General features: G+C 36.3%; 8 protein-coding genes. All 8 read left to right on the plus strand.

Translation table 11 applies throughout. From position 1 onward, the window contains the following. Nucleotides 1–250: 250 nt before the first annotated feature. Entirely contained in the window at nucleotides 251–3,049 is a 2,799-nt protein-coding gene (locus QUH73_RS01435) for a M16 family metallopeptidase (RefSeq protein WP_289528686.1), read from the plus strand. Between the two features lie 146 nt (nucleotides 3,050–3,195). Beyond that, a complete protein-coding gene (locus QUH73_RS01440; RefSeq protein WP_289528687.1) occupies nucleotides 3,196–4,476 on the plus strand; it encodes an L-cysteine desulfidase family protein in 1,281 nt (426 codons plus the stop codon). 24 nt (nucleotides 4,477–4,500) lie between these two features. Further along, nucleotides 4,501–5,454, plus strand: coding sequence for a thioredoxin-disulfide reductase (gene trxB, locus QUH73_RS01445; RefSeq protein ID WP_289528688.1), 954 nt, complete (start codon nucleotides 4,501–4,503; stop codon nucleotides 5,452–5,454). A gap of 357 nt (nucleotides 5,455–5,811) precedes the next feature. Continuing rightward, a complete protein-coding gene (locus QUH73_RS01450) occupies nucleotides 5,812–8,742 on the plus strand; it encodes a helix-turn-helix and ligand-binding sensor domain-containing protein (protein WP_289528689.1) in 2,931 nt (976 codons plus the stop codon). A 309-nt stretch (nucleotides 8,743–9,051) separates the two neighbouring features. Then, a complete protein-coding gene (locus QUH73_RS01455; protein WP_289528690.1) occupies nucleotides 9,052–12,084 on the plus strand; it encodes a SusC/RagA family TonB-linked outer membrane protein in 3,033 nt (1,010 codons plus the stop codon). A 12-nt stretch (nucleotides 12,085–12,096) separates the two neighbouring features. Then, nucleotides 12,097–13,581: a RagB/SusD family nutrient uptake outer membrane protein gene (locus QUH73_RS01460; protein WP_289528691.1), complete on the plus strand. Its 1,485-nt coding sequence runs from the start codon at nucleotides 12,097–12,099 to the stop codon at nucleotides 13,579–13,581. A gap of 108 nt (nucleotides 13,582–13,689) precedes the next feature. Then, nucleotides 13,690–15,732: a hypothetical protein gene (locus tag QUH73_RS01465; RefSeq protein ID WP_289528692.1), complete on the plus strand. Its 2,043-nt coding sequence runs from the start codon at nucleotides 13,690–13,692 to the stop codon at nucleotides 15,730–15,732. A gap of 16 nt (nucleotides 15,733–15,748) precedes the next feature. Continuing rightward, nucleotides 15,749–16,672 (plus strand): PKD domain-containing protein, encoded by a 924-nt coding sequence (locus QUH73_RS01470; protein ID WP_289528693.1) that lies wholly within the window; start codon nucleotides 15,749–15,751, stop codon nucleotides 16,670–16,672. Nucleotides 16,673–16,844: the final 172 nt, after the last annotated feature.

Consider the following 16,844-nt stretch of genomic DNA (forward strand, 5'->3'; position numbering starts at 1 on the left):
GTTGTTAAAACAAAATCAAGATAAACAATAACAAACATTAGTTAGTGGTGAAAAGGGCAGGGACGTCAAGTTATTTACCCCAATATCTGATCTAAAAACTCCCTGCTCTTTTTTTTCGAAATTTAATTTTATGTTATGAAGACCACCATCGGGTTCTAATTGACTGTCAATTAGAACCCGATGGAAACTTAGGAACACCAAGTCTCTCGGAAATGTTAATGAGAAGAACTTATAAAGTAAAATTTAACGTATGAACAAAATTGTTACACTGCTCTTAGTGAGTATCTTATTTTCCGGCTTGTTAACACAGGCTCAGAATACGACAACAATACCTTTGGATTCGAAGGTAAAGCACGGTAAATTATCTAATGGTTTAAGCTATTATGTGATGCATAATGAGGAACCAAAAGATCGTGCCAGTTTTTATTTTGTACAAAATGTGGGAGGAATTCTTGAAGAAGATTCTCAAAATGGGTTGGCTCACTTTCTAGAACACATGGCGTTTAATGGTTTGGAAAATTTTCCAGGTAAGAATATGCTTGATTATTTGGAAAAGAATGGTATTCTTTTTGGGCGTGATATTAATGCTTACACAGCTCAGGACGAAACTGTTTATAATATCAGCAATATTCCTACAGGAAATGAAGGATTAGTGGATTCGGCTTTGTTGGTTTTGCATGACTGGTCAGGTGGATTATTGTTGGAAGGCAAAGAAATTGAGTCGGAGCGTGGTGTTATTCATGAAGAGTGGCGTACCAGAAGAAATGTTCGTAAGCGTTTGGGAGATCAAACATCATCGGTGATGTTTAATAATTCGAAGTATGCAGAACGTGATGTGATCGGTTCTTTGGATGTGATTGATCATTTTGAACATTCAGCACTTCGTGAATATTACGACAAGTGGTATCGTCCGGATTTACAGGCTGTAGTTATTGTTGGAGATGTTGATGCAGAAGATATTGAGAAGAAAGTAAAGGATTTATTTTCAAAAATTCCAATGAAAAAAAATGCTGCAGAGCGCACTTATACTAAGGTTGAGGATTCAAAAGAAGTTGGTTATGTTGTCGCTAAGGACAAGGAAGCTAAAAACCTTAGTATTATGTGGTTGTTCCGTCGCGATTTGGATGTTGTTAAGAATAAAACCACTCAAAGAAACGATTTGGCCAAGGGTATGTTAAATCAGATGCTTGCTGCCCGTATCTCTGAAAAAACCAAGAAATTGGAATGTTCGGCCATGGGTATAGAGTTTGGAGGATATGACTTAGCGCGTACCAAAGGTGCTGATTATATTTATGTTACACCAAAATCAGGTAAAGAACTGGAAGCTTTCTCTGAAGCATTAACAGAGTTGGAACGTGTTAAGCGTTATGGTTTTACTGCTTCGGAACTCGAGAGGACTAAAGTGCAATATATGAGATCATATGAGTCATATGCTGCGAATTACAGCAAAATTACAAATGATAAGTGGGCAGAGCAGTTAGGAGATTTGTTCTTAAAAGCAGAACCATTTCCTTCTTTGGAGTGGGAAATGGAATTTGCAGCTAAAACAATTCCAGCCATCACACTCGAAGAGGTGAATTCGTTTGTAAAGTCTTATTCTAATGTTAACAATTCAGCATTAATATTGCAAGGTCCTGATAACGAAACACAAGCTTATCCAACTAAAGAAGAATTATTAGCTGTTGTGGCTAAAGTGAAATCTTCGAATGTGGAAGCTTATATTGATGAAGCAGGCAACCAGCCTCTTGTTGCTAAGAAGTTGAAGCCGGCTAAGATTTTAAGCCAATTTGGAGTTGAGGGAACTGATGCTAAAGGTTATGTTCTTGAGAATGGAGCAAAAGTAGTTATTCTTCCTACTGAATACAGTAAGGATGAAATTTCAATGTCTTCTTTCAGTTTTGGAGGAACATCATTAATTGCTGATAAAGATCTTGCTTCCGCTGATATGGCGACAAGTATTGTTGAAATGTCAGGTGTTGGGGAGTTTGATGCAACTCAGTTACAGAAAAAATTAGCCGGTAAAATTGTTGGTTTGAATGCAAGTTTAGGAGAATTGACAGAAGGATTTTCAGGTTCAGCTTCTCCTCAGGATTTTGAGACTTTACTACAATTGCTTTATCTGAATTTTGAAGCTCCTCGTTTCGAAGAAGCTCCTTTTAGTGCGCAGATGGCACGTATGAGAGATTATGTTACAAACATAAAAGTAGACAATAATAAAGCACTTCAGGATACAGTTGCTTTGGCAGGTACTAATTACTCTCCCCGTACTTTGCTTTTTGGAGAAGATTTTATTAATAAGATCGACTTTAACAGAGCTTCGGAAATTTACAAGGAGCGTTTTTCCGATGCCAGTGATTTTACGTTCATTTTTGTTGGTAATATTAACGAGAAGGAACATTTACCAATGATTCGAAAGTATATTGGTAACATCAGCTCTACGAACAAAAAAGAAACATTTTTAGATCATAAAGTGGGTCCTGCCAAAGGAATAACAAGCAGGATTTTCGATCGTAAAATGGCTGTACCTAAAACAACCGTGAATTATGCCTTACAAGGCGATTTCGATTATACTTTAAAGAACAGAATGATGCTTAATGTAGTGTCTCAGCTTCTGTCTAAAAGATACATGACAACTATTCGTGAAGAAGAAGGTGGATCTTATGGCGTTGGAGTTAGTCCTTCATCATCTAAGTTGCCAAGTCCGGAATTCTCATTGAACATCAGTTTCGATTGTAATCCTGAAAAGCGTGATCGTTTGGTTGAAATTGTTAAGGAGGAAATTGTTAAGATTCAAAATGAGGCCTGTGATGCTGTTGACTTAAATGAGATTAAGAACAATTTCATTAAAAGCAGAGAAGAAGCTGAATTGCAAAACTCTTTCTGGATGAGCAGTATCCAAAACAATCTAATGTTAGGTTCAAAACTGACTTCTAAGGAAGATTACATAAAATTGATTGAAAATATTGATGCAAACTCGATTCAGAAATTTGCAAAAAAAATATTAAAAAACGTGAATATTGTTGAAGTGATCATGAATCCTCAAAAGTAGTAAAACAAAATCATTAGTCTGTTTTGATTTAGTTAGGACCGGTTGGTGAGAATGATTGACCGGTCCGCTCTTTTGTCTTAAACTATTAACCAACCACTAGTAAATTATCGAAAAGCATATAATTTGTTTTTCTTGAAAAATCAGTAATGAAGGAACTTTACCTGCAAAAACTAAAAGAAGAATTTGTTCCTGCACTTGGGTGTACAGAACCAGTCGCAGTTGCTTATGCGGCAGCAAAAGCAAGGGAAATTTTGAATCAATTTCCAGATCGGATTGAATTTCACGTGAGTGGAAATATTTTTAAGAATGGAATGGGAGTTGGAATTCCAGGTTCGGGTATGGTTGGTTTAACTATTGCCGGAGCTTTGGGTGCTTTGGGAGGTAATCCTAAGGCCGGTTTAGAAGTTTTGGATGGAATTAGTCCTGATATTGTTGAATTGGCGCAAACCTTTGTGAACCAAGGGAAAGTTCAGGTAGATGTAAAATATGGTGTGGCTAAACTGTACATCGAATGCATCTGCTTTAAGGGTGAAAATTCAGGTAGGGTTATTATTCAGGATCGACACACAAATGTTGTTTTAGCCGAACGAAATGGTTTTGTTATCTACCAAAATACGTCAAAATCAGGAATCGATGCTATCGTTAGTATGAAAGACTGGAACTTCCGTAGTATTTATGAATTTATTAATGCTGTTGATATTGCCGATATCGCTTTCATTGAAAAAGGAGTAAAACTTAATAAGTCCATTGCAGAGGAAGGCTTAAAGGGGAATTACGGACTTCAGGTGGGTAAATCGATGATGATTAATATTCGGAAAGGAATCCTTAAGGAGGATTTAATGAGCCGATCCATAATGCTTACAGCAGCCGCTTCAGATGCAAGAATGGCTGGAAGTGCAATGCCTGTAATGTCTAATTGTGGTAGCGGAAACCAAGGGATAAGTGTTACTTTGCCTGTGGTTGTTGCAGCAGAGGAATTTAAAGTGAGTAATGAGAAGTTACTAAGGGCTTTGGCTTTAGCTTTGTTGGTTACAATTTATATGAAATCTTTTGTTGGTCAACTATCTGCGCTTTGTGGGGTGTTATTGTCTACTGCCGGCGCAGGATGTGGAATTACTTACATTATGGGAGGCGATTTTAAACAAATGGGGATGACATTACAGAATATGACAGGGGGTGTAACCGGTATGATTTGCGATGGAGCAAAATATGGTTGTTCACATAAGATTGCTGCAAGTGTAAGTGCTGCAATTCAATCCTCATTGTTAGCAATGAATCACAATTGTTTAAATGGAATGAATGGCATTATTGATGATGATGTGGAAGCGACTATTCGGAATATTGGTCGTTTGGCAAATGAGGGAATGGAAGTAACCGATGAGGTTATTCTTAAGACCATGTTAGAAAAGATGAAGAAAGTTTCTTAAGAATATAGAAAGAAGGAGAAAAAGATGGAAAGCAGAGAGAATACTGAAAGAGTAAAATGTTTGATAATTGGTTCGGGGCCAGCAGGGTATACTGCCGGAATCTACGCATCAAGAGCAAATTTAAATCCTGTTGTTTATGAAGGTTTGCAACCAGGTGGACAATTAACTACAACTACAGAAATTGACAATTTCCCTGGATATCCTGAAGGAGTTACAGGAAATGTTATGATGGGCGAACTAAAGAAACAAGCGGAACGATTTGGTTGCGATTGTCGTTGGGGTATAGTTACCGAAGTAAATTTGAACGAAAGGCCGTTTAAATTAAGGGTAGATGGGAATAAGGATATTGAAGCCGATTCGGTAATTATTGCAACAGGAGCTACTGCAAAATATTTGGGTTTAGAGAGTGAAGAAAAATATAGAGGTTCGGGTGTTTCGGCATGTGCTACCTGCGATGGTTTTTTCTACAGAGGAAAAGATGTTGCTGTTGTAGGTGGTGGCGATACCGCCTGCGAAGAAGCTTCATACTTAGCTGGTTTGTGTAAAAAGGTTTACTTAATAGTTCGTAAGGATTTTTTAAGAGCATCGAAAGCAATGCAGGAAAGAGTATTTAAAACTGCGAACATTGAAATTTTATTCGAACACACAACTAAGGAATTAACAGGAGAAAATGGGGTAGAGGGATGCACATTGATTAAAAATGCAGGTACCTCTTCGGCAGAAGAAGTAAAAATTGCTATCGATGGGTTCTTTTTGGCAATTGGTCATCACCCAAATTCAGATGTATTTTCTGATTACATTGATACCGATGAACAAGGTTATATCCTGACTCAGGCAGGCACTCCGATGACAAATATTAAAGGCATTTTTGCTTGTGGCGATGTTCAGGATCCGAATTACAGACAAGCAATTACATCAGCAGCATCAGGATGTCAGGCTGCCATCGAGGCAGAAAGATATCTTTCAGAAATGAATTAAAAAACATAGTCAAAGGTACTTTTTCGGCTAAATAAATAACTTCCATTATTTATGGTGCAAATTTCAGTAAAGCAGGCAATCCCGTATATTTCAGACATGTATTCGTTTTAAGTCAACGGTTGGGATTGCCTCTTTTTTGTATACAATAAAATTTAAAATAATTCATTCGCTCATCAAATATTTGTTTGATGGGCGTTTATCGTTAGCAAAAGAAATAAGTGACATAATGCATGGTTCATTTTAGGAGAAGTATTAAAATTGAGAAGATTGAATATAGAATAAAAGAACCAATTTTCTTTTAGTTTGGATTATTCTTAGAATCATCTTAAATTTCAGCGAAACAAAACAGAACCTATCTTGAAAAGAATTTCAATTATTATCCTTTTAATTTCCCTTACCAGTTTTTTTGCTTTCTCAAAAGTGAAGAACAATGGGATTCCTTTTATAAAACATTTTCCCCGAAGTCATTACAAAGGAGGAACCCAGAATTGGGACATTACCCAAACACCCAACGGACTGCTTTATTTTGCTAATAATGAGGGTGTGTTGGAATTTGATGGAAACAATTGGCGTGTGATTCCAATGCCGAATAATTCAGTTGTTCGTTCGTTGGCCGTAGATAGTTTGGGACAGGTATTTGTTGGTGCATATAATGAATTTGGATATCTAAAGCCCGATAATCAAGGGAAGTTAAGCTATCATTCTCTGGTTGATCTCTTGCCTGATAGTGATCGGAAATTTGATGAAGTTTGGCAAATTTTTCCTTATAAAAAGGGTATTCTGTTTCATTCGTTTCAAAAGATATTCTATTATAGGGATGGTGCAATTTCACAAATTCAAAATGAAAATGAATTTCATTTTGGTTTTCTTGTTGAGAATCAGTTTTTTGTGAGAGAACAAAGAAAAGGACTTTGTGTGCTCGACGGCAGATCTGTAGATTTAGTGAAAGGCGGTGAATTATTTGCTGATAAAGAAATTGTTAGTTTGCTTCCCTTGTCAAATCATTTGATTCTCATTGCTACGGCATTAGATGGCTTGTTTTTATATGATGGTACTCAGATTACCACATGGAACAATGATTTGAGCCAAAAATTCAAAACTGATCAGGTATATACAGGAATATCACTTGGTAATTCAAAATTTGCTTTTGGAACGGTTCGAAATGGTGTTTATATCATTAACAAGGATGGACAAATAATTCAAAATATTAATACTGAAAAAGGTTTACAGAACAATACAGTATTAAGTCTGTTTTTGGATCGAAAGGAAAATTTGTGGGTTGGATTGGACAATGGAATCGATTATCTGGAAATTAGTTCTCCTCTTTCCATTTTTCCAAAAGAAAAAGATCTTGGGGCAGGTTATGCATCAATATATTATGATGGGTATTTGTATCTGGGAACAAACACTGGATTATTTGCGAGGAAGTATGATTTTTCACAGGATTTAAGGAATGGAGAAGAGGCCTTCGAATTGGTTAAGAATACTTCGGGTCAGGTATGGCATTTACAAGTAGTAGACGGGGAGCTAATTTGCGGACACAATAAAGGAACATTTAGTATTGATAAAAAGGTAGGAAAGTTGATTTCTGACATAGCCGGGGGATGGAATTACATTTATAAAAAAGAGATTCCGAATGTAATGATTGGTGGAACCTATACTGGCTTAGTACTTTATGAGAAATCGAAACAAACGAATAATAAGTGGAAATTTAGTAAAAGAATTGAAGGCTTCAATGAATCATGCAGAGAAATGGTTTGGAATGACGATAATACGATTTGGATGTGTCATGGTTACAAAGGTGTATATCGTCTGTTCTTAAATGATGGATTTGATGAATGTACAAAGTGCAGATTTTATGGAATGGAAGACGGCTTTCAGTCAAATCTGGGCATAGATGTACACAAACTCCGGGATGAAATTGTTTTTTCTACCAGTAATGGTTTTTACAAATATGTGGCTGAATCGGATCGATTTGAAGTTCATCAGTCTTTAAATAATATATTTGACAGCGAAGAGCCTGTTAATAAGCTGTTTGAGCAAAATAATGGTGATGTCTGGTTTTTTCAAGCTGAAAATATAGGTTTGTTAAAGTCACAAGTAGATAATTCATATGAAATACTGAAAAAGCCATTCGCGCCCCTAAAATCTTCTTTTATTGGAGCTTTTGAGAATGTTACGGTTGTTGATAAGGAAAATGTTTTATTTGGGAATGAGGATGGTTTTGTGCATTATGATCCTACAGTTGTAAAAAAATACAACGATGCGTTTCAGACTATCATCAGAGAAGTTCGTATAAGCGGGAAAACAGATTCTGTTATTTATTATGGAACTTATTCCAATGCTAATGCAATTCAATTTGATTCGGATAATGAAAATAGGATTGAGTTGCCTTATAAGAGCAATGCCATTCAATTCAAATATTCTGCGCCTCAATTTAGCAATCCGGAATTAATCCGATATCAGTCTCAATTGATCGGATTTGATGAAATTCCATCATCATGGGCAAATAATTCTCAAAAAGAGTATACTAATCTTCCGGAGGGAGAATATGTATTTGAAGTGGTTTCAGAGAATCAATATGGAGTTAAATCTGCCAGGGATACATTTCATTTCACCATTTTACCTCCTTGGTATCGTTCTCATACAGCATTTGCTATATATGTTTTACTTGTATTGTTCTGCATTTATGCTGCTATTATTATTATAAGATATCGAATTAAGTATTTGCAAAACCAATTAAAAAAGAAGCAGGAAGAAGAGCTGAGACTAAAGGAACAAAAGTTTAGGGAAGAGGCACTTATTACGGAAAGGGAGGTTGTGCAGCTCCGTAATGATAAATTGCACAGCGAAGTTGAATTTAAAACCCGTGAACTGGCTGGATCAACTATGAATATCATTCATAAAAATGAGGTGCTTTCCTATTCGGTTGGAGAATTGAAAAAAGCTCTGAAAAAAATAAAAGATCCAACAGCACTTGTTCAGATAAGACAGTTAATGAAAACTATCGACGCTGAGTTCAACAGCGATCAGGATTGGGAGCAGTTCGAAGTACATTTTGATCAGGTGCACGAAGATTTCCTGAAAAGACTTCGATTGCTGCATCCGCAATTAACACCAAAAGATTTACGAATTTGTGCTTATTTAAGAATGAACCTATCCTCAAAAGAGATTGCTCCGCTGATGAATATTTCTGTTCGGGGAGTAGAAATAAGTCGGTATCGTTTGCGAAAAAAATTTAATATTGCAAGAGAAGAAAATTTAATTGATTTCATATTGAATGTCTAATCAATAAAATTTATTCTGTCTAAAAAGAGGCTAAGGATGAAAATCATTAGCCTCTTTTTAATTTGATGTATGGCGGATTTAAAAAATGTTTAATTGTTAATGAATGTTAAAGGGTTGAAGATTAATGTTTTAAAAATATGTAAGTATACTATGATGTAGTAATGATGTATTGGTGTTTTATGCATGTAGAGTTTGTGATGTATTGGTTTTTTTGATTAGGATAGATGTTGGGCTTACATTGCAATCGTTGTAGGTGTATACTGTAAAAACAGAACATCGAACTAATTTCTAATCTTAACTAACTAATTTATGAAAAAAACGGTCTTGTTTTTATTTCTCACATTCTTTTGCATGACAACCTTCGCGCAAAGGTATGTTGTGACTGGTGTCGTTTCCTCAGCTGAGGATGGTACGCCCATACCATTTGCTTCAGTAGTGGTAAAAGGAACAACTATTGGTACTTCAACTGATTTTGATGGTAAATACTCTATTGAAGTAACTGAAGATGCGATACTTGCTTATTCAATGATAGGATTTGAGACTAAAGAAGTTCTTGTCGAAAGTCAAACTGTAATTGACGTTATACTACTTACTCAGACAACAGGTCTTGATGAGGTAATTGTAGTAGGTTATGGTACTCAAAAGAAACGGGATGTGACTGGCGCTGTGTCCATTGTTGACTCTAAAACAATTGAAGCTTTAAAACCGGTTAAGGTAGAGCAGGCACTACAGGGAACAACTGCAGGAGTAACAGTTACTTCTGCTTCCGGTGCTCCAGGTTCAGGATTAGACATCCGTATTAGAGGAATCTCTACAAACGGTGATGCATCTCCGGTAGCAATCATTGATGGATATCAAGGTGATTTAGGAACTCTTAATCCTGATGATATCGAGACTATTACTGTTCTTAAGGATGCGCAAGCCGCAATTTATGGAACAGTTGGTGCTAATGGAATCATTTTGATTACAACCAAGACGGGTCGAAAAAATACAGCAGCAACTGTAAGCTTTAATAGTTCTATTGGTATTCAGGAAACATCAAGAAAATTGCCTGTTTTAAATGCAACAGAATATGGTGTTTTATTAAATGAGGCCTATGCAGCTAATGGTGAGGCTTTGCCTTTTTTGAATGTTGCAAATTTAGGTAAAGGAACAAACTGGCAAGATGAATTGTTTGAAAGAGCTCCTGTATTAAATAACAATATTAGTGTTAATGGTGGTTCTGATAAAATTGTATACTCTTTAAGTGCTTCAGATTTGGACCAAAAAGGAATAGTAGGGAAGGATAAAACGGGTTATAAACGTAATACAGCCAGAGTGAATTTAGGAGCTGATCTTTCCGATAATTTTAAGATGAAGTCATCTGTAATTTACACCTATATCAAAAGAAAATCGATTAATGAAAATGGTCTTGGATCTGTATTATTTAATGCATTAAATATGCCTTCAACAATGCCGGTTTACGATTCAAATGGAAATTATTTCTTGGCTCCAACCAGTCTTGGTATCGAAATTATTAATCCGTTAGCGCAGATTGCTGATACTTATAATGATTACAACTTGAAGAAGTTGAATGGTAATTTTAGTTTGGATTACGAATATTCCAAACATCTAAAAGCTACAGCAAGGATTGGTTTTAATACTAGTAATTCAGAGTCTAAGACATTTACTAAAATTGTTGATTACGGAGGAAAAGTGTTCGATAAAACACGAAGTAGTGTAAATCAGAATGCCGAAAACTTCAATGATTATACTTTTGATGCATTTATTACTTATGATAATACTTTTAACGAAAAGCATCATTTATCAGCAACACTTGGAACTACTGTTTTTAAAGAGTGGGGAAATCATTTGGATGCGACAGGTTATGATGTTCCAAATAATTCATGGGATTTTGCAGACATAGGATTAGCTAATGGGGTTAGTGATTCTAAATCAGTGGGATCTTGGACATTTGATCAAAGAAGATTATCGTATTTTTCAAGAATTCAATATGATTATGAAGGAAAATACTTGCTTTCAGCAATGATCCGCAGGGATGCCTCAACAAAATTTGGTCCTGAAGAAAGCGTTGCTTACTTCCCTTCAGCAACTGCAGGTTGGGTTATTTCAGATGAAGATTTCATGAGTGGCATTGAAGAAATCGATTTTATTAAATTGAGAGCGAGTTATGGTTTGTTAGGATCTGATAAAATTGATAGTTATAAATACATTTCGCAGTTAGATGGTGAAGCGACCTATGTTTTTGATGGTGTTTTGGCTCCGGGAACAGCTATTGGTGCAAATCCAAATCCAACTGTGAAATGGGAAGAGTCAGAACAGTTTGATGTTGGAGTTGATGTCAAACTTTTGAACAATAAAATAGATGTTAATGCCGATTATTTTATTAAGACTACCAACGATTTGCTGATTGGAAATATTCCTGTTTCCGGTATTCTTGGTATAGCTGCTCCTGGAGCAGCTGGTCCTACAGTAAATGCGGGTACTGTACGCAACAAAGGATTTGAATTCGCAGTTGGATACAGAGGCAACATTACCAAAGATTTAAGTTTTAAAGTGAATTACAACTTCACGACATTAAATAATGAGGTTCTGGAAGTAAATAATGGTTCAGGATTTATTGAAGGTGGAAATTTTGGTGTCGGTCAGCCAGCACCTTCCAGAATGGAAGTGGGAAAAGCTATTGGTTACTTTTATGGATATAAAACAGATGGTATTTTCCAAAATCAGGCAGAAGTAGATGCACATCCTTCTCAAACTGCACTGGGAGCCGAAGCATCACCTGGAGACATCAGATATGTAGATATCAATGGAGATGGAAAGTTAACTTCTGATGACAGAACGAATTTGGGAGATCCTATTCCTGATGTAACAATGGGCTTGAATATTTCAGTGAATTATAAAGGATTTGATTTCGTAGCATATTCTTACGCTTCAATTGGAAATGAGATGGTTCGTAATTACGAGAGATCCAATTCAAATGTAAATAGATTAAGTACCAGCCTTAACAGATGGACTGGAGCGGGAACAAGCAATTCTGTTCCACGGTTGACAACTGCTGCAACTGCAAACAATATTTTCTCAGACTATTTTGTTGAAGATGCCTCTTTCTTACGAATTCAGAATGTTCAACTAGGGTACACATTCCCAAAGAGTATCACTGAAAGATTAAGAATCTCTAAACTGCGTTTCTATGGCTCTGTTGCCAACCTATATACGTTTACTGACTATACAGGTTTTGATCCGGCAGCATCTACCGGCGCACCAATTGGTGGTGGAATTGACTATGGTTTCTATCCTGCAGCCAGAACATTTACATTCGGATTAAACCTTAATTTTTAAAAAGCCATGAAAATGAAAAATAGATTATACAACAAAGTTATATTCACGGTTTTTATCTCATTATCAGCATTAGTTTTTTCTTGTTCTGATGACTTTGTAGAATTATCACCTGAATATTCAATTGACTCTGAGAATTATTTTAATTCCTCAGATGATTATTACAATGCTCTCATTGCATCTTACGATATGTTACAATCAACGTATGTAAATGTAATATTAGGAGAAATAGCTTCAAACAATACTCTTTGTGGTGGCGAAAGTGCTACTGATGTTGTTGGATGGCAACAGGTTGATGATATGATTCATACACCTGTAAATAGTAATCTGGGAGACATATGGAACTGGATGTTCGCCGGAGTGCAGCGTTGCAATTACTTTATGGAATTTAAAGATAATATCGACTTTGATGGAAGAGAAATAATGATTGGTGAAGTTCGGTTTTTAAGAGCCTATTATTACTTTGAATTGGTAAAATGGTTTGGAGCAATTCCGCTTAAAATCGATGAGCGATATAAATTAGGAGATGAAACTTCAATTCCACGTTCACCGGTATCTGATGTATATGCACAAATTGAAGCAGATCTGCTTTTGGCTATCAAAGTGCTGCCAACAACTGCAAGTCAAACCGGACGTGTAACAAAAGGTGCCGCTCAGGCTTTGCTTGGTAAAGCATATTTGTTTCAGGATAAATTTTCTGAGTCTGCTGCAGTTTTTGATGAGTTGATTAAGGATGAAAATTATTTATTAGTATCTGATTACAATACAATCTTCGAGGCAGAAGGCGAAAATGGAGTAGAATCTGTTTTCGAAGTTCAATATACTGATGTTGAAGGTGCTGGTTTTGGTTGTTTGCAATGCAGCGAAGGAAATGTAGCGGTTGGATTTAGTGGGATAAGAGGTTATGTCGGAGATTTATATACGTCTGGTTTTAGTTTTAATCTACCAACACAAGATGCAGTAGATGAGTTCGAACCAGGCGATAATCGTAAAGATGTTGCCATACTGGATATCGAAGCCTGGGCTGCAGAAACAGGAGCAGAATATACTACTGGTTTTGAACATACCGGATACTTCAATAGAAAATATATCCCGCGCAAAAGGAGTGCTGATGCACAAGGTGACTTGAACTTGACCAATCCTAACAATTACAGAGCAATCAGATATGCTGATGTTTTATTGATGGCTGCTGAAGCCAATAATAGAGGAGGAGTCTCAGACACAAAAGCACAAGAATATCTTTCACAAGTTCGACGCAGAGCTTTTGGTGATACGAACCATGATATTACATTAACAGGAGCTGCTTTAACCGATGCGATTTATCATGAACGCAGAGTTGAATTAATAGGAGAAGGACATCATTTCTTTGATTTGGTGAGAACAGGCAGAGCAGCCAGTGAAATAGATGGATTTGTTGCAGGTAAAAATGAGGTGTTTCCTATTCCATTGGAAGAAATTCAGTTTGCCAACGGGAACTGGGAACAAAATCCAAATTATTAAAACTTAAAGAATATGAAACGTCCATGCCAAAGTGATTTTGACTCACAGAGAGATGATTATCTCAGCATGGTAAGTTCCATATGGCAAATAAAAACAAATTATAATCATATGAAAATACTAAATAAAATAAGCGCATTTATTTTCATTTTAGCTGTCGTTTTTGCTTGCGAAACGGATGAGGATAAATTGTATTCATTGGATTATGTGACTGCACCAACTAATGTGTCAGCGATATTCAATATTACTCAGGATAATACAGGTATAGTAACAATTATACCAAATGCAGATGGTGCTTCATCTTATAGAATAGATTTTGGTGATGGTTCTGAAGTTGCAGAATATACTCAAGGGCAAGAGGTAACGCATACTTATATCGAAGGTGTATATCAGCTTAGCATTTTAGCTGTTGGTTCTACTGGTCTTTCTACTGAATTTATTCAAGAAGTCAATATTTCATTTAAAGCCCCTGAAAATTTAAAAATTATTGTTGAAAATGATCTTAGCATTTCTAAGAAGGTAAATATTAGTGCAACAGCTAATTATGCAACTGTTTTTGATATCTATTTTGGTGATGTGGCGGATGAAGAGCCAACGGCAACAATGCCTGATGAGCTTATCTCTCATCTTTATGAGGTTGCAGGAGATTATGAAATTAGAGTGATTGCAAAAAGTGCAGGAGCAGCGACTACTGATTCTACATTCACATTTACAGTTACTGAGATTTTAGCTCCGGTTGCGTCGGCGCCAACACCTCCTTCCAGAAATGTAGAAGATGTAATTTCGATTTACAGTTCTGCTTATGCTGATATTGAAGGAATTAACTATAATCCGGATTGGGGACAATCGGGTCAGGGAAGCAGCTATGGAGAATTTGATCTGAATGGTGATAAAATGCTTCAATACATCAATCTTAGCTATCAGGGAATTGCTTTAGCTGATGGAACATCTGTAGATATTACGGGTATGGAATTTTTACATATAGATGTTTGGACTCCTGATGTTACTAAATTAGAAACTTCACTGATTAGCGGTACAAATGGTGAAAAACCAGTTTCGAGCGATTTAACAGCTTTTGAATGGACCAGCATTGATCTTGCGATATCTGCATTTACAGATCAGGGATTAACAGTTGCAGATATTATTCAATTAAAATTAGTTGGTGATCCTTGGGCGGCAGGAACTGTTTTTGTAGACAATATTTATTTCTATAAAGCAAAATCATCATCGCCAACTCAAGCGGCTCCAGTACCACCTGCAAGATATGTGTCTGATGTGATTTCCATATTTAGTGATGCATACACAAATATTACAATAAATGAATGGAATCCTGGTTGGGGACAGGCAACAACATTAACCAGTATCGATTTTAGTGGGAATAATGCTTTATTGTACAAATCATTAGACTTTACTGGTATTGTAACTGACTATGATAATCCAACTGATTTATCAGCAATGACATTTGTTCATTTTGATTATTGGACGAGTGATGCTGATAAGCTAGCGTTAAAGCTGGTGAATACAGTAGTGGGTAGTGAAGATATTGTAGAGGTTTCTGCTGTTACTGTTGGAAGTTGGGTAAGTGTTGATATCGCTTTAGCAGAGTATTCTACTGACCTGACAGCGGTAACGCAGTTGCTTTTCGAATCTTCGAGTGCAACAGTATATATTGATAACTTATATTTCTATAAGGCACCGACAGAAGCTGCGCCAACACCAACAGCTAATGCTGCAGATGTGATTTCCATATTTAGTGATGCCTATACAAATATTACAGTAAATGAATGGAATCCAGGTTGGGGACAAACAACTACATTAACCAATGTTGATTTTGGTGGAAATAATGTACTCTTATATCAAGCCCTTAACTACACAGGAATTGTTACAGATTACGACAATCCAACTGATTTGTCTGGTAAGACTTATGTGCATTTTGATTATTGGACAAATGATGCAACCAGTCTTGCTTTAAAACTGGTGAACACCATCGTAGATAACGAAGATATTGAGGTGGTACCATCCATAATTCTAGGTAGTTGGGCAGGTGTTGATATCGCTTTAGCAGATTATTCTACCGACTTAACAGGGGTAACCCAGTTGCTCTTCGAATCTTCTGGTGCAATGGTTTTTATAGACAACCTTTATTTCTATTAATTTAAGAGAATAACTTATGAAAAAAAATATTCAATATATATCCACTCTGCTTCTTGGAACGCTGCTAATTTTTACTGGTTGCGATGAAGAGAAGTATGAATTAGGTACACTAACAGTACCAAGCAATGTTGACCTTTCCTATGTGATCGTTGGGCAGGATGATGAAAATCCATATGGTGATGGCAGTGGTGCGGTAAATTTTTCGGCATCAGCAAATGATGAAATTACCTTTAATTATTTATTTGGTGATGGAAAAGATAGTGAGATTGCTGCGGATGGTAATGTATCACATGTTTTTGCTAAAACAGGTGTTAACACATACAATGTTACTGTAATCGCTATTGGTACAGGTGGTATTTCTTCGAGTAAAACCATACAGATTGAAGTTTTAAGCACCTTCACAGATGATGAAGCTGCAGAATTCCTGACAGGAGGAAGCTCTAAGACGTGGTATTGGGCAGCAGATCAACCAGGACACATCGCTTTAGGCCCTAATTATGAAGATGCAGGCAAAGCATATGGAGCATGGTTTAGTGCAGCACCTTTCGAAAAATCGTGTATGTATGATGCTGAATTTGTGTTTACAAAAACTGCTGAAGGTTTAACTTTCGAACAAACTACAGGATCTGCATATATTCCAGGAACCTACGCAGGTAAGTTAGGAGTTGATGGCGATTTATGTTATGGTGAAGATGTTGTTACCGCTATGTTTGGGGTTAAAAGCGTCTCGTTCGGACCAGCATCATCTGTTGCAACAATTGATGGGGGATACAGAGGAACCAGCTTTAGTTTAAGTGATGGTGGTTTTATGTCATGGTACGTTGGAGCAAGTACTTATGAAATCATACAGGTAACAGAAAACTTATTGAAAGTTAGAGTTGAAGAGGATGAAACATATGCTTGGTATCAAACTTTTACCACAGTTAAACCTGTACAATAATATGGAGTCGATATTGTTAAAACGAATTTACTAACTAAATAGGTTGGAATTCTTATCACAAGATCAGGTATAAGGAAATATAGAAAACAAGACGTTGCATATTTGGATTTTTAATACCTATTGTGCAACGTCTTTTACCAATTAAAAGATTGAATACAAATCTTTCTTGTTT

The sequence above is a fragment of the Labilibaculum sp. K2S genome, from assembly GCF_030372765.1.
In the GTDB taxonomy this organism is placed as follows: Bacteria; Bacteroidota; Bacteroidia; order Bacteroidales; family Marinifilaceae; genus Labilibaculum.